A 19,202-nucleotide genomic window follows, 5' to 3' on the forward strand; every position below is an offset into this window, starting at 1 on the left:
TCAACCGTCCGCCGGGAGGGTGGGATCGATGCCGCCCCGGCCCATCAGTTCGAGACCGGCCATCGCCTGCTCGGCGCCCGCGCGATCGGTCTTCTCGACCACGAAGCCCATGTGGATGATCACCCAATCACCGCGCTCGAATGTCTCTTCCGGCAGCATGCCGACGTTGACCTTACGGTGCGCGCCGGTGACGTCGACCAGTGCCAGCTGGCCCTCGTAACCGTCCAGCATCCTGATCACCTGACCGGGTATCCCCAAACACATCTCAGCACTCCTCGCGCACTGCGCAGGCCGTCGGAGTCTGCAGCGCGGCGACGATCTCCTCGATCGCGTGCACGGCCCGCGGCACGGCTTTGGCGACCGGTTCGGTGAGACCGATGCCTTCCTCGACGCAGCCGGCCTCACACCCGACCACAACCGTGTAGGGCGGATTGCCGCCGAGCGCCCGCAGGCTGGCGAACACCGCGGCCGGGTCCATGCTGTGGCCATCGAAACCGACGGTGGCACAACCGGAGTCATGATCGGCCTGGAACACGTGCAGGGTGCCCGGGTTGCCGCGGCTGGGTACCGCGTCGACGAGGACCAGCGTGTCCCAGTCCTCGAGCAGGTCATACGCGAGGTGCATGCCCGCGATGCCGTAGTCGGTCACGCGGACACTCGGATTGCCGTGTGGCAGCGCGGCGCTGCGGATGACTTCGGAGCCGAATCCGTCATCGCTCAGGAAGATGTTGCCGATCCCGGCCACCAGGATGCGCGTGGTCATTGCCGTCTCCGACGCGGCTACATCCGCCTCAATTTCAGGTAGCGGCGGGCGTCGGGCAGCGACACCACTCCCAGCACCACCGCGATCCCGACCACCAGGGCGATGACGGCGATGAAGATCCAACCTAGGACTTCCATGTCGAACTCCTTTCATGGGTGTTGCTTTCCGTCTCCAGAGGCTCGATTTCGTCGGGGGAGAAGTACAGGTAACGGCCGTACCAGTCATGCAGTTCGGCGGCCGGGTCGTCCTCGACCACGACACCGACATGCTTGTTGCCCTCGACGTCCTCGTGCACCGACGTGACACGGGCGGTCTTGCCGGCGACGAAGATGTCCTGGGCGTCGGCGTTGCGCAGCGGCCGCAACCGGACCCGGCTGCCCCGCGCGACCGGGGTACCGTTCACCAGCACCGCGTCGATCTCGGGCCGAACAGCAGTGTCCGCCAATGGATCCCACCAGTCGACGCCGTCGGGAATCTCCGGGACCAGGCCCGCGGGAATGTCGAGCCGGTGCGGATCGCGCAGCACGCCGTGCAGGCGCGTCATCGCGTCGGGCGACATCGTGTCGCACGCCTCGATGATCCGTGCGGCCCGCGGATCCGTGGCCCGGGCCTGCGCTTTCTCGTCGTCGGTCATCGTCATCACGCGCAGCGTCAGGATCTCGTCGATCTCGGTGCAGTCATACAGCGCGGTGTTGCTCTGCTCGGCGACCTCGGGGTGGTCGTAGAGAATGATGGGTGAGATCAGCAGCATGTCTTGGCTGCCGGGCGGACCGGCCAGCACGGGGAAGCAGCGGTGCTGGGTGCACCGCGACACTGCCTCGGCCGCCGCCGGCGGTGGCTCGAGCATCGAGACGAATCGGCCACCAATGACTTCGGCGATCAGGTGGCTGCCGATCATGGACCGCGCGATCGCGTCATCCTTGTCCGCTGCGGCGTCACCGATATTGTTCAGCCGCACCGAGATTCGGCGCATCGCGCCGTCGGGATCGCTGGAGACGGACAGCTCGCCGCGGATCTGCTTGCGTTCACGGACCAGGCGGCCGCCTTCGAGGCGTTCGATGTCGGTCGCCGCTTCTGCCACAATCGGCAGTGTCCACGGTGGGTCGTCGAACGCAATAGGGCCGAAGGACCTCTCGCACTCCACGGCTTCGTCCCAGGTCAGCCAGGAGCCGGCCGGCGTGGTGAGCTTGGCAACCGGTTCGTATAGATCGTCCGCGGCCGCGCGTTCGGCCCGCCGGTGCTGCAACTGCAGGAACCGGACCACCAGCGTGAGCGTCCCGGTTCCCTCGACCAGGAACTGCGCCGCCAACCCGTCGTCTTCGCCCAGGCCTGCCTGCGCCGCGCCGGGCGGTCCCAGAACACCGAACTGCCAACGTGATTGGTTCTTGCTCGACGTGCCGCGGTACGGATAGAGCAGATAACCCTCGTAGAGCACCGCGTCGGCGACGGCGCGGGCCCGGTCCCGGCTCGACGTCGTCATGCCGTCGTCCGTTCCGAATCCAATAGCGAGGTGACCGCCTGGTCGAGGTCGAGCATGCCCTGTACCGACTTGTAATTGGCCAGTGCGGCGATCGTCTCGTGATTCAACCGGACCCAGCCGGTGTTGGGATAGTGCTGCGCGATCAGCGCCCGCCACGCCTGCACCGGCATGTCGTAACGGTGCTCGCGGTCCCACGGCACCTGCTGCACCGAGAAGCCGCGCTCGGATTTGACGAATATGGTTCCGCTGAACAGGAATTGCAGCGGCACCGCGCCGTCGCGCAGCGCGTGCAGATACTTAGAAGCCGTGACCTCGAAGTCGTAGGTGCAATCCAGCGCAAGCTGCACCGTGGTGTGTCCGGCGAATCCGGGCACCATCGCGGTGCAGTGCTGCCAGAGGAAGCCGTGTTGGGTGCTCGCCCAGCGCTCGCGTGGCCCGAACAAGTCGATCAGCCCGGCCGCCTCCTCATCGGAGTACGACCGGCGCGGCGGCTCGATGCGCACCTGACAGCGCAGCGCGATGGCGTGCACCGGGTCGTCCCCGTCGGCCACGACGCCGACGCGGGCGGTCAGCACCGGGCTGACCGCGTACGGTTCGGGCGCGACGTCGAGAATGTTGTAGGTCACCTCGGCGCTCATGGCGGCGTCTCCACCGCACGGGCCGCGATCGCGGCGAAGAACTCCTCGATGAACCGCCGTGCCTCCTGGCCGCCGTCGAAGCCGCGCCACATCATGCGCAGGCGGCCGACGAATTCGTAGCAGGCGTCGATCGGGACGAGATAGCTTTGCGGCCGCGCGGATTCGCTGCTCTCCGGCACCCGGACCAGCAGTGCCTCCACGTCGGGGGTGAGCAGGCCCACCCGCGGATCGGCCGCGCGGATGGCGTTCCAGGCGTCGAGGTCCAGCTCGGACTCGCAGGCCCCGGCGGGGCCGGGATAGAACGCCACCGTGCGCGACAGCTCGGAGTTGGTGAAGAAGAAGGCCACGCCGACCGGAATCTGAAGTGCGTCCCAGCCGCGCCGGTCCAACGCGAAATTCGGGAATGCGAGGTACCTGTCCGGCACCGCGCGGTAGCGCAAATCGGCGTGCGCGTCGGTGAACAGCAGATAGCAGGCGCGGCACACGCACATCAATTGCCGGCCTCCGACATTCACGACGTGCTGATGTTCGTCGGCGATGCTCTCCGAGCACATTTCGCAGCGCTCGCCGGTCTGCTCGGGAGTCGCGCGGCCGCTCTTGATACGGGCCAGCACGTCATACGGAGTTGTCATGCGCCGGCCCCCATCGGTTCGGCCAGTGCTACCGACGGCACCCCGTCACGCAGCAGCAGGGGCAGCGGGTCGAGGTGAGTGCCGTCGGGGCCGGCGCCCGCGTGCACGATGTCGAATTGCGTGCCGCAGCGCGGGCAACCCAGCAGCGTCTCTTGCAGTTGGGCTCCCGCCAATGTGTCGTCGCAGACCGGGCAATGGTCGACGTAGGCCAGCGGCAGGTCGCCCACCCGGCACACCACGATCGTGGCGTCCGAAATCCGGAATCCGGCAACCTCGCCGGGCGCCAACTCGGCCAGTTCGGGCACCGCGTGCCAGCTGGAGCCGTTCGAATGCACCGTCGAACCGTTCGAACGCACATGCGCTAGAAGTGCTTCCGCGGGAATCACGGACGGTTCGGCCGAGGGCTGGGCGGTCACCACCTCGATCGCCGAAATCTCCGGCGCCGCAGCGCGAACGGCGTCCTCGACGGCGAGCTCCAGCGTCACCGCCGACGACGGGCAGCTCTTGCAGCTGCCGGTGAAAGCCAGCCGCACGGTGCTTTCTCCCGTCGCTGCGACGGGGACGATCTCCAGCAGATCGACGTCGCCGCCGTGTGAACCCAGATACGGGCGCACCCGGTCCAGCGCGTCGGAGACCCGGCGATGCAGATCGTGTGGGTGCAAGCCGTGCACAAGGAGCAGGCTGGCCACCAGGTCGTCGGTGGCCAGCCGCTCGGTCAGGTCGGGATCACCCAATTGCATGATCCGCTCGAGCCCGGCTCCGTAGAGCCCGACTACCTCACGGACCAGCTGCTGTGCGCGCTCATACGCTGCCGTGCCACCTGCCGCGCAGGAATCCAGGAGTATCTGGATCCGATCGCCCGCAGTACGCCATTGCACTTCGCTTTCGGAGGCTTCTCGGGGTTGCTCCGGGCGATCCGCCATGTGTCCTCCCATATCGTGACGACCCGCTTCGCCCGGCTTCGCCGCGCTTGCGATCGTCACTCCCATATGGTGACGACCCGCTTCGCCCGGCTTCGCCGCGCTTGCGATCGTCACTCCCCGGCGGGTGATTGCGTTGGTGTGTGCACTCTCTCCAGGGTCTTGCCCTTTCCCAGATACATGTGCACACCGCACGGCAGGCAGGGGTCGAAGCTGCGCACGGTGCGCATGACGTCGATGCCCTTGAAGTTCTCCCGATTGTTCTCCTCGAAAATCGGCTGACCCTGGACCGCGTCCTCGTAGGGGCCCGGCGTGCCAAAGCTGTCGCGCGGGTTGGCATTCCACGGGGTCGGCGGGTACGGGTGGTAATTCGCGATCTTGCCGTCCCGGATCACCAGGTGGTGGCTCAGCACACCGCGCACCGCCTCGGTGAAGCCGCAGCCGATGCCCTCGTCGGGCACCTCGAAGCGCTCCCACGTCTTGGTGCGTCCGGCGCGGATCTCGGCCAGCGCCTTCTCGGCGAAGTGCAGCGCGCATGCCGCCGCGTAGGCCTGGAAGTAGGTGCGCGCCCGGTCGCGTTCGATCGTGTTGCTGCCGTGCTGCGGGATCTTCCACTCGAACTCGACCGGGCCCTTGAGCGCGGTCTTGGGCAGGTTGATCTTGACGCTGTTGCCGGTCGCCTTGACGTAGCCGATGTCGACCAGGCCGGCCAGCGCCGTCGACCACAGCCGGGCCAGCGGGCCGCCGCCGGTGTCCAGCGCCAGGTGGTCCTTGCCGTCGAACCAGCGCGGCGACATCACCCAGCTGTACTTGCCGCCCTCCATGTCACGCTTCTGCGGATGCGGGTTGGTGTGCTGGTTCCACGGGTGACGCCGGTCCACCGGGTTGCCCAGCGGATCGGTCTTGACGAACATCTCCTGGTCGGTCCAGTCGTCGTAATACGAGCTGCCCAACAGGATCCGGATGCCGAGGTTGATGTCGACCAGCGAGTGGGTGACCAGCTTGCCGTCGACCACCACACCCGGAGTCACGAACATCGCGTTGCCCCAGCGCTCCATGTCCTTGTAATCGAAGTTGCACACCTCGGGGTCCTGGAAGGAGCCCCAGCATCCGAGCAGGGTCCGGCGCAGCCCGACCTTCTCGTAGCCGGGCAGCGCGTCGTAGAAGAAGTCGAACAGGTCGTCGTGCATCGGCACGACCTTCTTCATGAACTCGACATAGCGCATCAGCCGCGTCATGTAGTCCGTCATCAGCTGAATCGTCGCGACCGTGCCGACCCCGCCCGGGTACAGCGTGGACGGGTGCACGTGGCGACCTTCCATGAGGCAGAACATCTCTCGCGTCCACCGGCTCACCGCCAGCGCCTCACGGTAGAACTCGCCGCTGAACGGATTGAGCGAGCGCATGATGTCGGCGATCGTGCGGTAGCCGTGTGCATCCGCGTGCGGTGCTTGCGTTTTCTCGGCCAGGGAAAGCACGCTCGGATTGGTCTCCGCGACCATCTTCTCGCAGAAGTCAACGCCGACCAGATTCTCCTGGAAGATGTTGTGGTCGAACATGTATTCCGCGGCCTCACCCAGGTTGACGATCCACTCGCCGAGGTGTGGTGGCTTGACGCCGTAGGCCATGTTCTGCGCGTAACAGGAGCAGGTGGCGTGGTTGTCGCCGCAGATGCCGCAGATCCGGCTGGTGATGAAATGGGCGTCGCGCGGATCCTTGCCCTTCATGAAAATCGAGTAGCCGCGGAAGATCGACGATGTGCTGTGGCACTCGACGACTTCCTTGTTCTCGAAATCGATTTTGGTGTAAATGCCAAGGCTGCCGACGATCCTGGTGATCGGGTCCCACGCCATCTCGACGAGCTGACCCGGTTCCTTCTTTTCCTCTGTCGGCTTGGGAATGATGGTTGTCATCGCATTACTGCTCTCTGCCCCAAGGGCTTGTGGCGTGACGATCGCTGAAAAACAAGACGAGCGCGCCGCGACCTACCAGGTGCGGCGTGCCCCACTGACGAGCTCGGTGCCCTTGTGGCGCCAGCGCGGTTCCTTGTCGACGGTTCGGGCCGTGATACCCCTCAAACTACGAATCACGGACCCGTATAACCCTGACGCAGTGCTGGAGAGCTTGCCGCCCGGCGGTTCGTCCATGAACGGCATGAACTTGTCGGGGAACCCCGGCATCGTGCACCCGATGCAGATTCCACCGACGTTCGGGCAACCACCGATTCCGTTGATCCATCCGCGCTTGGGCACATTGCATTTCACCACCGGGCCCCAACAGCCAAGTTTGACAATGCATTTCGGTGATCCGTACTCCGTCGCGAAATCGCCCTGCTCGTAGTAGCCGGCCCGGTCACACCCCTCGTGCACCGTGTTGCCGAATAACCACTTGGGGCGCAGCGCGTCGTCGAGCGGGATCATCGGCGCCTGATCGGTGGCCATGTACAGCAGGTAGGTCAGGGTCTCGGACAGGTTGTCCGGATGGATCGGGCAGCCGGGCACGCACACGATCGGGATGCCGGCCTTGCTTTTCCATCCCCAGCCGAGGTAGTCGGGTACGCCCATCGCTCCGGTCGGATTGCCGGCCATCGCGTGGATGCCGCCGTAGGTGGCGCAGGTCCCGACCGCGACGATCGCGGTGGCCTTGGGCGCCAGCCGGTCGAGCCACTCGCTGGTGGTCATCGGCTGGCCGGTGGCGGGGTCGTTGCCGAACCCACACCAGTAGCCCTCGTCCTTGATCTTCTCGTTGGGAATGGATCCCTCGACGACAAGCACGAAAGGTTCTAATTCACCGCGGTCGGCCTTGAAGAACCACTCGAGGAAGTCGTCCGCGCCCCCGTTGGGTCCGCATTCGAAATCGATCAGGGGCCAGTGCACGGCGACTTTGGGGAGACCGGGCAGAGCTCCGAGAGCGATCTCCTCGACGCTGGGTTGGGTAGCGGCAGTCAACGCCACCGAATCACCGTCACAACTGAGGCCCGCGTTGATCCATAGAACATGGATCAGCGTCTCTTCTGCTTTGACTGCTGCTTCCGTTGGCATGCTGCAGCTTTCCGGGGCCGGGCTGAGGCCCCTGCGCCGCCGGAGTCGACCGTCGGCCCACTTGCGCAGCGCTGTTTTTGGGTCTACTCCCGCCCTCTGGGGTTGTCAACGGTTCCTCTTTTTCGGGCAGCTGAACACGTGTGTTAGAGACGACGCGGAGTGGTTGATTTGCGCTGTGCGGCAGCCAATTTCGGCAACCGGCCGCCAACGTCTCGAACCGGTGAGCTTAGCTAAATACTACGAGGTTGAGTAGGCATCGGGAATGGCATTGTCCTGCGAATGGTTTGCAAGACGTTCACCGGTCAGTCCACGACGCCGTCGGCGAACCGTCTCAGCCAACCGAACCAGGCGCCCATGCCGGCGCCGGTGCGCGCGCTCACCGGCAGAATGGTCGCGGTCGCATTGACCTCGCGGACGTGCGCAATGTAGCGGTCCACCTCCACGTCCAGGTGGGGGATCAGGTCAATCTTGTTGAGCAACACCACATCCACCGACCTGAACATCACTGGATACTTCAGTGGCTTGTCCTCGCCCTCGGTGACGGAGTAGACCATGGCCTTGGCGTGCTCGCCGACGTCGAACTCCGCCGGGCAGACCAGGTTGCCGACGTTCTCGATGATCACCAGGTCCAGTCCGGGGAGGTCGAGGCCGGGCAGCGCGCGATTGACCATGGGTGCGTCGAGGTGGCATTCACCGCCAAAGCCGTTACTGGTGTTCAGCAGTGACACCTGGGCGCCGCGACCGCTGAGCTTGGCCGCGTCGAGGTCGGTGGCGATGTCGCCCTCGATCACCCCGATCGCCAACTGGCCGGCGAGCTCGTCGAGTGTTGCCGCAAGGACGGTCGTTTTTCCCGAGCCCGGCGAGCTCATCAGGTTGAGCGCGCGGATGCCGTTGCTCTCGAAGGCCGCCCGGTTGGCGCCGGCGCGAACATCGTTCTCGGCGAAGATCGCCTCCAGCACGTCGATGCGTTGCTTGCCGGTCTCGTAGTGACGGTGATCGCCGTGGTCGTGCTCATGCCGAACGTGATCGTGTCCGTGCGTGTGCCCGGTGCCGTCGTCGTGCCGATGAAATCTACCCATCGCTCAACACCTTTCGATGTGGCATCCGACGCTGCCACGGACCCCTTCTCACGAGACGTCCAGCGACGTCACCAGGAACTCGTTGCCGCACACGACCTCGACGTCGGAGCTGTCGCAGTGTGGACACCAAATCGACCAGGCCGAGGTGATCTCCGACTGACGGCCGCACGCGCGGCAGCGCACCTGCGCGCCGACGCATTCGAGTTCCAGCTCGGCGTCCGGCATGTTCTCCGATTCCCTGACCAGGGTCCAGCAGAACGACAACGAATCGGGGACCACCTGGCGCAGCGCGCCGATCCGGACGCGGACCACGTCGACGTGCCGACCGTCGGCATGTGTTTTGACCACGCCGGCGATCGCCTCGCACAGCGAAAGCTCATGCATCGCCGGTCACCGGTATCGGGCGCGCGGCCATGAATTCGTTTCTACACCCGTGCGGCCGCGGACACCCGGTGAATTCAGGGCGTGCTGTCGGCGGGGGTGGTCCACCTGTCCTCGATGCGGCCATAGCGCCAGACGAGCAGTGCCACCGCCCAGGTGGCCGCGAAGATGCCGACGACGACGAAGCCGACGGTGTTGAGGTCGAGGCCGGCGAGCCAGTCCCAGAAGGGGCCCCGCCATTGCAGCTGCTCGGTGAACAGGTTGAGCAGTTCGATGCTGCCGATCACCCACGCCACGACGACCGACAAACCGGTGATGGTGATGTTGTAGTAGATCTTGCGCACCGGGTTGGAAAACGCCCAGCCGTAGGCGAAGTTCATGAACGAGCCGTCGACGGTGTCGAGCAGACACATGCCGGCGGCGAACAACACCGGCAAACACAGGATCGCGTACCAGGGCAGCCCGGCCGCGGCGCTGGTGCCGGCCAGCACCAGCAGGGCGACCTCGGTGGCGGTGTCGAAGCCCAGGCCGAACAGCAGGCCGATCGGATACATGTGCCAGGTCTTGGTGATCGAGTGGGTCAACCCGCCCAGAAAGCGGTTGAGAAATCCGCGGTTGTCCAAGTGCCGTTCCAGTTCGGCGGCATCGGTTTGCGGGTCGTATTCGCCGCGGCGCAAGCGCAGCATCACCCGCAGGATTTCGACCAGCACGATGAGGTTGAGGATGGCGATTAGGTAGAGGAACACGCCCGAGACGCCGGTGCCGATCAGTCCGGTGTAGTGATGCAGCGCCGAGGAGTCGTCCCGGACCGGCCCGACGATCGCCTTGGCCCCGATCGCCAGCAGCATCGCCAGGAAGAACACCACGGTGGAGTGGCCCAGCGAGAAGAAGAACCCGACGGCCAGGGGGCGCCGGCCGTCGCTCATCAGCTTGCGGGTGGTGTTGTCGATGGCGGCGATGTGGTCGGCGTCGAAGGCGTGCCGCAGACCGAGGGCGTAGGCCGTCAGCCCGACGCCGATGCCAAAGGCCTTGCCGCCCACGCTTAGTCGCGCCGGCTCAACGATCAGCAGCAGGGTGAACCAGCCGATGAGATGCAGCGCGACGATCACCGCGAGCATGACCCCCAGGCGCGCCCACTCCGCCGTCGTCAGCAAGCCGGACAGCCTGGCTAACCTGGTGCGCGGCGCGGCGAGCTCCGAACCCGGCATTCGATCCACACTAGGGTCGGGCGCGAACTGGATGCAAGCGAGTTGCAGGAGGCAGCGGCGACTGTGCGGCGCCCCGGACTGGCAATCCGGGATATCCGGCGCCAGACTGGGCGGGTGACGTCCAACCCGTCGTCGCTTGATCCCGCGGTCACCGAACGCATCGGCGACTTCCTGCGTGCCCGCGGCTTGCGGCGGATGACCTCGCGGATCCAGGTACTGGCGGTGCTCGAACCCGTGCACGGACACCTCTGCGTCGCCGAGATTCACCAGCGGGTGCGGGCCAGCCTGCCCGCGGGCGCCCAGCCGCCCGATGTGGCCACCATCTACCGCACGGTGACCACGCTGGTCGAGCAGGCGGTGTTGCACGCGCTCACCCTCGACGGCGGGATCACGACCTACGGATTGGCGACCGCCCCGCATCACCACGCGGTATGCACGCAGTGCGGCTCGATCATCGAGGTGCCCGCGGGTCAGCTCAGCTCAGCGCTCGAGCACGCGATGGAGGGTAGTGCGTTCGCCCTGTCGGAACGGGCCGGGCTGACGCTGCGGGGCCTGTGCCCGCAATGCCAGCAGGGCGAGCCTGCGGCCCGGCGCTGAGGTCAGCGCAGGCCCAGCAGCGCGTTCTCCACCACTTCGGGCAGCGCCGGGTGGATCCAGTACTGCCCGCGGGCCATCTCCGGGGCGGTCAGCCCGAAGCTCACCGCCTGGATCAAGGGCTGGATGATCGACGAGGCCTGATGACCCATGATGTGGGCCCCCAGCAGACGCCCGGTGCCGCACTCGCCGATCAGCTTGACGAACCCGGTGGTGTCCTCCATCGCCCAGCCGTAGGCGACGTCGCCGTAATTCTGGATCTTCACCGAGATCTTGAAACCCTGTGCAATGGCCTCGTTTTCAGTTAGTCCGACGTAGGCGATCTGGGGATCGGTGAACACCGCGGACGGCACGAAGCGATGGTCGCTGACCGCCATCGCCGCGGTGTCGTCCCAGTCGCACAGCAGATTGTGCTGCACCACGCGTGCCTCGTGGTTGGCGACGTGCTTGAGTTGATACTTCGAGGAGACGTCGCCGAGAGCGAAAACCCCACGGGCCGTGGTTCTTTGGTGCTCATCGACGACGACAAGGCCGTCCTCGACGGCGATGCCGGCCTGCTCGAGGTCGAGTTGATCGGCGTTGGAAACCCGGCCGGTCGCGACCAGCAGTGCATCGGCGTTGATGGTGTGGCCGTTGTCGAGGTGCACCGCGACGCCCGGGCCCCGGTTCTCGGCGCTCACGACATTGCAGTGCGTGTGCAGTTCCCATTTGTTCGACGCGATGCGGGTGAAGCGTTTACACAGGGTGTCATCGCAGTGCCGCAGCAGGGCGGAGCCACGGACCACCAGGGTGACCCGCGAGCCCAGCGACGAGAAGATATGGGCGAATTCGGCGGACACGAAACCACCCCCGACGATCACCAGATGTTCTGGGAAATCGGCGATTCGCATGATCGTGTCGCTGGTGTAGTACTGCGCGCCGCAGTCGAGGATCGCCGGGGGAACCACGGCCCGAGCGCCCGCGGCGATCACCACCTGCTCGGCGGTGAACTCGTCGCCGGCCTCGGTGCGCAGCAGATAGCCCCCGTCGGCCCGGACCGGACCGAATCGGGTGTGCTGCTTGTACACGTCGATGTTGGGCGCCGAGCCGCGATAGTCCTCACCGCCGACCCCGATCGGATCGATGCGCCCGAAGACGCGCGAGACGATGTCGTCCCAGCGCACCCGGTCGATGCGTGCGTCGATGCCGTAACGCGATGCCTCGCGGATGGTTTGGGCGACCTCGGCGGCGTAGACGAACATCTTGGTCGGGATGCAGCCGACGTTGAGGCAGGTGCCCCCGAAGGTGCCCTGCTCGCAGATCGCAACGCGCTTGTCGGCGAAGCGGTCATCGAGAACGGTGTTGCCCGAGCCGGTTCCGATGATCGCGACGTCGTAGGTCTGCACGCCGTCACCCCTTTCCGAATGATGCCGAGGCGTCGGTGTTGGTGGTGTGCAGGTAGCCGTCCAGCCACAGATCCAGTTGCCGATAGGCGACCTCGCGCGGACCCTGCAGGGACAGGAACACGTCGTGTTTGGCGTCGGTCACCGGAACGATGGTGCTGCGGTTGCCGATGCAGCCCGCCCGCCGGGCGATCTGGGTGACGTCGAGGACCGCGTCGCCACGTTGCATCGCCATCGCGTCGGCGGATTCGGCCACGCTGTGGTCCGAGCGCAGGATCAGGTTCGGCACCCCGACGTCGAGGCCGCGGTGTAGGCGGGCCTGGCCGCGGCGCACGGCGTTCAGCCATCCCGCGGTAATAGGGAAGCCGCCCAACGGTTTCCACTCCAGGTTGTAGTCGAACTCGCCGTCGTAGTCGCGGTGCAGCGTGGTGCCGTAGCCGCCCTTGCTGGTGCCCCGCAACACGACTTTCGAACGCACTCGCGACAGGCCGCCGATCATCGCCGCCGTCATTCCCAGGCGCAGCACCGCCGGGCCGTGCAGATCCAGGAAGGGGCTGTTGAGCACCAAGCCGCCGATGCGGGCGTGCGCCTTGGCGTTTCGGCGCCGCAACCGGTCCAGCCACAGCGGCACGATCAGGCCGCCGGCGGAATGGCCGTACATCAGGACCCGGACGTCGGGGGCCTGTTCGCCGATGACGGTCAGGGCGTGTTCGAGTTCGGTGTCGTAGTGCGCGAGATCGGTGATGAAATGCGGGGTCTGGCCGTCGCGCCGCGACCGTCCGCACTTCTGCAGGTCCAATGCGTAGAAGGTGAAACCGCGGCTGGCGAAGTGATCGGCCAGCGCGGTGTTGAAGAAGTAGTCGGTGTAACCGTGCACCGTCAGAACCGCGTGCTCGAGACCGCTGCCACCGCCGGGGCCGCGCCGAATCAGGGTTGCGAAGATGTCGCCCTCGCCGGCGGGATCGGGTCCCAATGCGATGGTGTACTGCCAATAGCCAGGCAGGACATCGGGCACCCAGCCAGTCACCAGGTCAGCTTAGCGTGGCGAATCTTTTTGCTGGTCGCGGCAGGTTCGGGTCGGTGTGGCCGCGCCGGCCGGGATAGCCTGGATGACCGGCCAGAAAAGAACCTCGACAAGAACCTCGACAAGAACCTCGACAAGAACTAGGAAGGGCCAGCGTTTCGGTGTCAGACACAACGGTGCGCACCGACGTCGTGCTGGTCGGCGCCGGGATCATGAGCGCCACCCTGGCCGCATTGCTGCGGCGGCTGGAGCCGGACTGGTCGATCACCGTGGTCGAGCGGCTCGATGCGGTTGCCGCGGAGAGCAGCAGCCCGTGGAACAACGCCGGCACCGGGCACGCCGGGCTGTGCGAGATGAACTACACACCCGAGCGCCCGGGTTCTCAGGGGTCGATCGACATCACCAAAGCCGTGTCGATCAACGAGCAATTCCAGGTGACGCGTCAGTTCTGGGCCTATGCCGTCGAGAACGGCATCCTCACCGATCGGCGCTTCGTCAACCCCGTCCCTCATGTCAGCTTCGTGCACGGCGCGAGGCACGTCGACTATCTGCGGCGCCGCCAGCAGGCGCTGGCGCCGAACCCGCTGTTCGCCGGGACGGAACTGGTCGACGACCCGGACGAGTTCGCCCGCCGGCTGCCGTTCATGGCCGCCGAACGTGACTTCTCCGAACCGATTGCGCTCAACTGGGCCGCCGACGGCACCGACGTCGACTTCGGCGCGCTGACCAAGCAGCTCATCGGCTATTGCGTGCGCAACGGTGCCACGGCGCTGTTCGGCCACGAGGTGCGCAACCTGACCCGCCGCCCGGACGGTGGTTGGACGCTGCAGATCGGAAATCGGCGCACCGGCGAAAAGCGCAAGCTGGACGCGAAATTCGTGTTCGTCGGCGGCGGTGGTGACGCACTGCCGCTGTTACAGAAGTCCGGCATTGCAGAGGTCAAGGGCTTCGCCGGCTTCCCGATCGGCGGCCGGTTCCTGCGCACCGACAACCCGGCGTTGACCGCCGCGCACCGGGCCAAGGTCTACGGCGTCCCGGCGCCCGGCGCCCCGCCGCTCGGGGCGCTGCATCTGGACCTGCGGTTCGTCAACGGCAAGTCGTGGCTGGTCTTCGGGCCGTATGCCGGCTGGTCGCCTAAGTTCTTGAAGCAAGGCCACGTCAGCGACTTGCCCCGTTCGGTCCGGCGGGACAACGTGGTGTCGATGCTGGGGGTCGGCATCTCTGAGACGACGCTGGTCAATTACTTGATCCGCCAACTGCGGCTCACCGAACGCGACCGGCTGGATGTGCTGCGCGAATTCGCCCCCAGCGCGCGGGATTCGGATTGGCAGCTGACGGTGGCCGGCCAGCGCGTGCAGGTGATCCGGCGGGCCGCGGGCAAAGGCGGGGCGCTCGAGTTCGGCACCACCGTGGTGGGTTCGGCCGACGGCAGCATTGCGGGTCTGCTCGGTGGCTCGCCCGGCGCCTCGACCGCCGTGCCGATCATGCTCGACGTACTGGCGAGCTGCTTTGCCGACCGCTACCAGTCCTGGCTGCCCAGGCTCCAGGAGATGGTGCCCTCGCTGGGAACCCGGCTATCCGACGAACCGGCGCTCTACGACGAGGTGCGCGCGTGGAGTGCCAAGATATTACAGTTGAACGGCTCATGAACCGCACCGGCGAGCGAAGTGAAAAGTGATGAGGAGGAGCGGCGCCCAATGAGTGAAGCGCTACGCCGCATCTGGGCCAAAGACCTTGACGCGCAAACCCTTTACGAGCTGCTCAAGCTGCGCGTCGAGGTGTTCGTCGTCGAGCAGGCTATCCCGTATCCGGAGCTGGACGGACGCGACCTGCTCGCCGAGACCCGGCACTTCTGGCTGGAAACCCCGGACGGCGACGTGATCTGCACGCTGCGGCTGATGGAGGAGCACGCCGGGGGCGAGAAGGTGTTCCGGATCGGCCGGCTGTGCACCAAACGCAGCGCACGCGGACAGGGCCACACCACCCGCCTGTTGCGCGCCGCGCTGGCCGAGGTCGGCGACTACCCGTGCCGGATCAACGCGCAGACCTACCTCGCCGAGATGTACGCCCACCATGGTTTTGTGCGCGACGGCGACGATTTCGTCGACGACGGCGTGCCGCACGTCCCGATGCTGCGGCCCGGTTCCGGCCAGACGGCCAAGCCGTGAAGCCGTATCCGTTCAGCGCGATCGTCGGCCACGACCAGTTGCGGCTGGCGCTCCTGCTGTGTGCGGTGCGCCCGGAAATCGGTGGGGCGCTGATCCGTGGCGAGAAGGGCACCGCCAAATCGACGGCCGTGCGCGGGCTTGCCGCGCTGTTGTCCGCGGCGACCGCAAACAATGGCGCCGGGTCCGGCCTGGTCGAAATGCCGCTCGGCGCAACCGAAGACCGGGTTATCGGTTCGCTGGATCTGCAGCGGGTGCTGCGCGACGGCGAGCATGCTTTCTCGCCCGGGTTGCTCGCGCGTGCCCACGGCGGCGTGCTGTACGTCGACGAGGTCAACCTGCTGCACGATCATTTGGTCGACGTGCTGCTCGACGCCGCGGCGATGGGCCGGGTGCACATCGAACGCGACGGCATCTCGCATTCGCATGAGGCCCGTTTCGTGCTGATCGGCACGATGAATCCAGAGGAAGGCGAACTGCGCCCGCAGCTGCTCGACCGGTTCGGGCTGACGGTCGAGGTGCACGCCTCGCGCGACGTCGAGGTGCGCGCGGAGGTGATCCGGCAGCGGATGGCCTATGAGGCCGACCCGGATGGGTTCGCCACGCGCTACGCCGCCGACGACGCCGAGCTGGCCCAGCGCATCGCCGCGGCCCGCGCGTTGGTCGACGATGTGGTGTTGCCGGACAACGAATTACGACGCATCGCGGCGCTGTGCGCGGCGTTCGACGTCGACGGGATGCGCGCCGACCTGGTGGTGGCCCGCACCGCCGTCGCGCACGCCGCCTGGCGGGGCGCGACAACCGTGGCCGAGCAGGACATCCGGGTGGCCGCCGAACTGGCGCTGCCGCATCGGCGCCGCCGCGACCCGTTCGACGACCCGGGCATCGATCGCGAGCAGCTGGACGAGGCTCTGCAGGCGGCCCGTAATGATCTAGAGCCCGATCCCGACCCGCCCGGCGGCGGCCAGTCCGCCAATGACGGAGCTGCACAACAAGATTCGTCTTCAGACGCGAAACCGCAGCCGCCCCAGACACGACCCAGCGCCCCGCCGTCGAAGACGTTTCGCACTCGGGCGTTGACGGTTCCCGGCGTCGGTGACGGGGCGCCCGGCCGCCGCTCGCGGGCCCGCAACCTGTCGGGCAGCGTCGTGGCCGCCGCCGAGGCCAACGCCCCGGGCGCCCATGGTCTGCACCTGTTCGCCACCCTGCTGTCGGCCGCCGAGCAGGCCGGAGCGGGGCCGCTGCGCCCGCGGCCCGACGACATACGCCGCGCGGTCCGCGAGGGGCGCGAAGGCAACCTGGTGATCTTCGTCGTCGACGCGTCCGGGTCGATGGCCGCCCGGGACCGGATGGCCGCCGTCAGCGGTGCCACCCTGTCGCTGTTGCGCGACGCCTATCAGCGGCGCGACAAGGTCGCGGTGATCACCTTCCGCCGGCAGGAGGCGCGGCTGTTGCTGCCGCCGACCTCATCGGCCCACATCGCCGGCCGGCGGCTGGCCCGATTCGACACCGGCGGCAGGACCCCGCTGGCCGAGGGCCTGCTGGCCGCGCGTGCGCTGATCGTCCGGGAGCGGGCCCGCGATCGGGCGCGCCGTCCGCTGGTGGTGGTGCTGACCGACGGCAGGGCCACCGCGGGCCCGGACCCCTTGGGCCGCAGTCGAATCGCAGCGTCGCGACTGGTCGCCGAGGGTGCCGCGGCGGTGGTCGTGGACTGCGAAACATCTTATGTGCGACTGGGGTTGGCTCAGCAGCTGGCCCGCCAACTCGGTGCACCGACCATCCGGCTGGAGCAACTGCACGCCGACCATCTCACGCGGGCCGTGCGCAGCGCGGCCTAGCCGGTACGCCGCGACGAAGGAGGTGTGCCCGTATGCCCCAGGGAACCCCGCTGCAGGTCCCGGATGACGGACTGAGCACCCGGGCTCGGCGCAACCTGCCGGTGCTGGCGGTGCACACCGGCGACGGCAAGGGCAAGTCGACCGCGGCGTTCGGAATGGCGTTGCGCGCGTGGAACGTCGGCCTCGACGTCGCGGTGTTTCAGTTCGTCAAAAGCGCGAAATGGAAAGTGGGGGAGGAAGCCGTGTTTCGGCAGCTGGGCCGGTTGCACGACGAGCACGGCATCGGTGCAGCGGTCCAGTGGCACAAGATGGGCAGCGGCTGGTCCTGGACGCGTAAATCCGGTAGCGAGGACGATCACGCGGCCGCGGCCGCCGACGGCTGGGCGGAGATCTCGCGCCGGCTGGCCGAGCAGCGTCACGACTTCTATGTGCTCGACGAGTTCACCTACCCGTTGAAGTGGGGTTGGGTCGACGTCGACGAGGTGGTGGACGTATTGCTGGCCAGGCCCGGCCATCAGCATGTGGTGATCACCGGACGCGCCGCCCCGCCGCGACTGGTCGAGGTCGCCGACCTGGTCACCGAGATGACCAAGGTCAAGCATCCAATGGATGCGGGCCGCAAGGGCCAGCAGGGCATCGAGTGGTGAACGCCCCCGCGGTCGTCATCGCCGCACCCGCGTCGGGTAGCGGAAAGACCACGATCGCAACGGGTTTGATCGGGGCGCTGCGCCGGGCCGGGCACACGGTCGCGCCGTTCAAGGTGGGGCCCGACTTCATCGACCCCGGCTACCACGGCCTGGCCGCGGGCCGGCCCGGACGCAACCTCGACCCGGTGATGGTGGGCGAAGCGCTGATCGGCCCGCTCTACGCGCACGGCGCCGCCGGCGCCGACATCGCGGTGATCGAGGGCGTGATGGGGCTGTTCGACGGGCGGATCGGGCCCCGGGAAGATCCAGTGGCGTCCCCGCCGCCGGGCTCTACGGCGCACGTCGCCGCGCTGGTGGGCGCCCCGGTGATCCTGGTCGTCGACGCGCGTGGCCAGAGCCACAGCATTGCCGCACTGCTGCATGGCTTTTCGACGTTCGATACCGCCACCCGGATCGCCGGCGTGATCCTCAACCGGGTGGGATCACCCCGGCACGAGCAGGTGTTGCGACAGGCCTGCGAGCACACCGGCATCCCGGTGTTGGGTGCCATTCCGCGTACCGCCGAATTGGAGCTGCCGACAAGGTATTTGGGCCTGGTCACCGCGGTCGAATACGGGCGGCGGGCCCGGCTCGCCGTCGAGGCGATGACCGACCTGATCACGCGGCACGTCGACCTGGCCGCGGTGCTGGCATACGCGGCAAGCCGCAACATCGGCACAGCGTGGGATCCCGTGGCGGCGATGGGGGAGACCGCGCCGTGCCGCGCCACGGTCGCAATGGCCGCCGGTAAGGCGTTCAGCTTCGGCTACGCCGAACACGCCGAGCTGTTGAGCGCCGCCGGTGCCGACGTGGTCGAGTTCGACCCCCTGGTCGATACGCTGCCCGACGGCACCGGCGCCGTGCTGCTGCCCGGCGGCTTCCCCGAACAGTTCACCGCCGATTTGTCCGCCAATGATGTTGTGCGACAACAGATCCGCGACTTGGCGGCCGCCGGAGCTCCAGTGCACGCCGAATGTGCGGGCCTGATCTACCTGGCTTCCGAACTCGACGGCTACCCGATGTGCGGGGTGCTGGGCGGATCGGCGCGGTTTACCCCGCAGCTGAAGCTGGCGTATCGCGACGCGGTCGCCGTGGCCGATTCGGCGCTGTATGCCGCCGGGGCCCGGGTGGTCGGACACGAATTTCACCGAACCGTGATCACCTTCACCGAGAGCTACCAGCCGGCCTGGGTCTACCGTGCCGGCGACGCGGACTCGGACGCGGCGCCGATGCGCGACGGCGTGGTGCACGCCGGGGTGCACGCGTCGTATCTGCACACCCACCCGGCCGCGGTGCCTCACGCGGTGGCGCGTTTCGTCGCGCGCGCCGCGCCGCGCCCGTCGTGACGGCCGCGCCAATCGTCTTCATTAG

At 67.1% G+C, this 19,202-nt stretch carries 20 protein-coding genes; 6 read left to right on the forward strand and 14 right to left on the reverse strand.

Annotated elements, in window-relative coordinates:
* The 12 genes from SKC41_RS23990 to SKC41_RS24040 all read right to left on the reverse strand — a co-directional run bounded on the left by SKC41_RS23990 (position 1) and on the right by SKC41_RS24040 (position 10,142).
* Entirely contained in the window at positions 1-264 is a 264-nt protein-coding gene (locus SKC41_RS23990) for a HypC/HybG/HupF family hydrogenase formation chaperone (protein WP_330980196.1), read from the reverse strand.
* Position 265: 1 nt separating this feature from the next.
* Positions 266-763, reverse strand: a complete 498-nt coding sequence (locus SKC41_RS23995; RefSeq protein ID WP_330980197.1) for a hydrogenase maturation protease — start codon at positions 761-763, stop codon at positions 266-268.
* Positions 764-780: 17 nt separating this feature from the next.
* Entirely contained in the window at positions 781-900 is a 120-nt protein-coding gene (locus tag SKC41_RS31890) for a DUF6893 family small protein (protein WP_090601214.1), read from the reverse strand.
* Positions 888-2,243 (reverse strand): hypothetical protein, encoded by a 1,356-nt coding sequence (locus tag SKC41_RS24000; RefSeq protein WP_330980198.1) that lies wholly within the window; start codon positions 2,241-2,243, stop codon positions 888-890. The genes SKC41_RS31890 and SKC41_RS24000 overlap by 13 nt, the downstream gene beginning before the upstream one ends.
* Positions 2,240-2,881 (reverse strand): DUF6084 family protein, encoded by a 642-nt coding sequence (locus tag SKC41_RS24005; protein WP_330980199.1) that lies wholly within the window; start codon positions 2,879-2,881, stop codon positions 2,240-2,242. The genes SKC41_RS24000 and SKC41_RS24005 overlap by 4 nt, the downstream gene beginning before the upstream one ends.
* A complete protein-coding gene (locus tag SKC41_RS24010) occupies positions 2,878-3,513 on the reverse strand; it encodes a DUF5947 family protein (RefSeq protein WP_330980200.1) in 636 nt (211 codons plus the stop codon). The genes SKC41_RS24005 and SKC41_RS24010 overlap by 4 nt, the downstream gene beginning before the upstream one ends.
* Positions 3,510-4,436, reverse strand: a complete 927-nt coding sequence (locus SKC41_RS24015) for a NifU family protein (protein ID WP_330980201.1) — start codon at positions 4,434-4,436, stop codon at positions 3,510-3,512. The genes SKC41_RS24010 and SKC41_RS24015 overlap by 4 nt, the downstream gene beginning before the upstream one ends.
* A 110-nt stretch (positions 4,437-4,546) precedes the next feature.
* Positions 4,547-6,346, reverse strand: a complete 1,800-nt coding sequence (locus SKC41_RS24020; RefSeq protein ID WP_330980202.1) for a nickel-dependent hydrogenase large subunit — start codon at positions 6,344-6,346, stop codon at positions 4,547-4,549.
* Between the two features lie 72 nt (positions 6,347-6,418).
* On the reverse strand, positions 6,419-7,474 hold the full coding sequence (locus SKC41_RS24025; protein WP_330980203.1) for a hydrogenase expression protein HypE: 1,056 nt from the start codon (positions 7,472-7,474) through the stop codon (positions 6,419-6,421).
* A gap of 302 nt (positions 7,475-7,776) precedes the next feature.
* On the reverse strand, positions 7,777-8,553 hold the full coding sequence (gene hypB, locus SKC41_RS24030; RefSeq protein ID WP_330980204.1) for a hydrogenase nickel incorporation protein HypB: 777 nt from the start codon (positions 8,551-8,553) through the stop codon (positions 7,777-7,779).
* 48 nt (positions 8,554-8,601) lie between these two features.
* On the reverse strand, positions 8,602-8,937 hold the full coding sequence (locus SKC41_RS24035; RefSeq protein ID WP_330980205.1) for a hydrogenase maturation nickel metallochaperone HypA: 336 nt from the start codon (positions 8,935-8,937) through the stop codon (positions 8,602-8,604).
* Positions 8,938-9,011: 74 nt separating this feature from the next.
* Positions 9,012-10,142: a HoxN/HupN/NixA family nickel/cobalt transporter gene (locus SKC41_RS24040; protein WP_330980206.1), complete on the reverse strand. Its 1,131-nt coding sequence runs from the start codon at positions 10,140-10,142 to the stop codon at positions 9,012-9,014.
* A gap of 114 nt (positions 10,143-10,256) precedes the next feature.
* Here SKC41_RS24040 and SKC41_RS24045 point away from each other — a divergent pair, with 114 nt between their 5' ends.
* On the forward strand, positions 10,257-10,739 hold the full coding sequence (locus SKC41_RS24045) for a Fur family transcriptional regulator (RefSeq protein ID WP_330980207.1): 483 nt from the start codon (positions 10,257-10,259) through the stop codon (positions 10,737-10,739).
* Positions 10,740-10,741: 2 nt separating this feature from the next.
* Here SKC41_RS24045 and mtr read toward each other — a convergent pair whose 3' ends face one another.
* Together mtr and SKC41_RS24055 are read right to left on the reverse strand one after the other, a co-directional pair.
* On the reverse strand, positions 10,742-12,121 hold the full coding sequence (gene mtr, locus SKC41_RS24050; protein WP_330980208.1) for a mycothione reductase: 1,380 nt from the start codon (positions 12,119-12,121) through the stop codon (positions 10,742-10,744).
* 4 nt (positions 12,122-12,125) lie between these two features.
* Positions 12,126-13,145 (reverse strand): alpha/beta hydrolase, encoded by a 1,020-nt coding sequence (locus SKC41_RS24055; RefSeq protein ID WP_330980209.1) that lies wholly within the window; start codon positions 13,143-13,145, stop codon positions 12,126-12,128.
* 209 nt (positions 13,146-13,354) lie between these two features.
* On the opposite strand from SKC41_RS24055, the gene mqo reads away from it, so the two are divergent.
* The 5 genes from mqo to SKC41_RS24080 are packed head-to-tail and all read left to right on the forward strand — an operon-like array spanning position 13,355 to position 19,177.
* Positions 13,355-14,791 (forward strand): malate dehydrogenase (quinone), encoded by a 1,437-nt coding sequence (gene mqo / locus SKC41_RS24060; protein ID WP_442931800.1) that lies wholly within the window; start codon positions 13,355-13,357, stop codon positions 14,789-14,791.
* 48 nt (positions 14,792-14,839) lie between these two features.
* Positions 14,840-15,310 carry a GNAT family N-acetyltransferase gene (locus SKC41_RS24065; RefSeq protein ID WP_330980211.1) on the forward strand — a complete coding sequence of 157 codons (471 nt, stop codon included), beginning with the start codon at positions 14,840-14,842 and terminating at the stop codon, positions 15,308-15,310.
* A complete protein-coding gene (locus SKC41_RS24070; RefSeq protein WP_330980212.1) occupies positions 15,307-17,145 on the forward strand; it encodes a magnesium chelatase subunit D family protein in 1,839 nt (612 codons plus the stop codon). Before SKC41_RS24065 ends, SKC41_RS24070 begins: the two co-directional genes overlap by 4 nt.
* 32 nt (positions 17,146-17,177) lie before the next feature.
* On the forward strand, positions 17,178-17,792 hold the full coding sequence (gene cobO, locus SKC41_RS24075) for a cob(I)yrinic acid a,c-diamide adenosyltransferase (protein ID WP_330980213.1): 615 nt from the start codon (positions 17,178-17,180) through the stop codon (positions 17,790-17,792).
* Entirely contained in the window at positions 17,789-19,177 is a 1,389-nt protein-coding gene (locus SKC41_RS24080; protein WP_330980214.1) for a cobyrinate a,c-diamide synthase, read from the forward strand. The genes cobO and SKC41_RS24080 overlap by 4 nt, the downstream gene beginning before the upstream one ends.
* Positions 19,178-19,202: the final 25 nt, after the last annotated feature.

The organism is Mycobacterium sp. 050128 (genome assembly GCF_036409155.1).
Lineage (GTDB): Bacteria > Actinomycetota > Actinomycetes > Mycobacteriales > Mycobacteriaceae > Mycobacterium.

Excerpts from the sequence above, each read along its gene's own strand:
- SKC41_RS23990 (WP_330980196.1), bottom strand. The coding sequence starts at position 264 with ATGTGTTTGGGGATACCCGGTCAGGTGATCAGGATGCTGGACGGTTAC.
- SKC41_RS23995 (WP_330980197.1), bottom strand. The coding sequence starts at position 763 with ATGACCACGCGCATCCTGGTGGCCGGGATCGGCAACATCTTCCTGAGC.
- SKC41_RS31890 (WP_090601214.1), bottom strand. The coding sequence starts at position 900 with ATGGAAGTCCTAGGTTGGATCTTCATCGCCGTCATCGCCCTGGTGGTC.
- SKC41_RS24000 (WP_330980198.1), bottom strand. The coding sequence starts at position 2,243 with ATGACGACGTCGAGCCGGGACCGGGCCCGCGCCGTCGCCGACGCGGTG.
- SKC41_RS24005 (WP_330980199.1), bottom strand. The coding sequence starts at position 2,881 with ATGAGCGCCGAGGTGACCTACAACATTCTCGACGTCGCGCCCGAACCG.
- SKC41_RS24010 (WP_330980200.1), bottom strand. The coding sequence starts at position 3,513 with ATGACAACTCCGTATGACGTGCTGGCCCGTATCAAGAGCGGCCGCGCG.
- SKC41_RS24015 (WP_330980201.1), bottom strand. The coding sequence starts at position 4,436 with ATGGCGGATCGCCCGGAGCAACCCCGAGAAGCCTCCGAAAGCGAAGTG.
- SKC41_RS24020 (WP_330980202.1), bottom strand. The coding sequence starts at position 6,346 with ATGACAACCATCATTCCCAAGCCGACAGAGGAAAAGAAGGAACCGGGT.
- SKC41_RS24025 (WP_330980203.1), bottom strand. The coding sequence starts at position 7,474 with ATGCCAACGGAAGCAGCAGTCAAAGCAGAAGAGACGCTGATCCATGTT.
- hypB (WP_330980204.1), bottom strand. The coding sequence starts at position 8,553 with ATGGGTAGATTTCATCGGCACGACGACGGCACCGGGCACACGCACGGA.
- SKC41_RS24035 (WP_330980205.1), bottom strand. The coding sequence starts at position 8,937 with ATGCATGAGCTTTCGCTGTGCGAGGCGATCGCCGGCGTGGTCAAAACA.
- SKC41_RS24040 (WP_330980206.1), bottom strand. The coding sequence starts at position 10,142 with ATGCCGGGTTCGGAGCTCGCCGCGCCGCGCACCAGGTTAGCCAGGCTG.
- mqo (WP_442931800.1), top strand. The coding sequence starts at position 13,355 with ATGAGCGCCACCCTGGCCGCATTGCTGCGGCGGCTGGAGCCGGACTGG.
- SKC41_RS24065 (WP_330980211.1), top strand. The coding sequence starts at position 14,840 with ATGAGTGAAGCGCTACGCCGCATCTGGGCCAAAGACCTTGACGCGCAA.
- cobO (WP_330980213.1), top strand. The coding sequence starts at position 17,178 with ATGCCCCAGGGAACCCCGCTGCAGGTCCCGGATGACGGACTGAGCACC.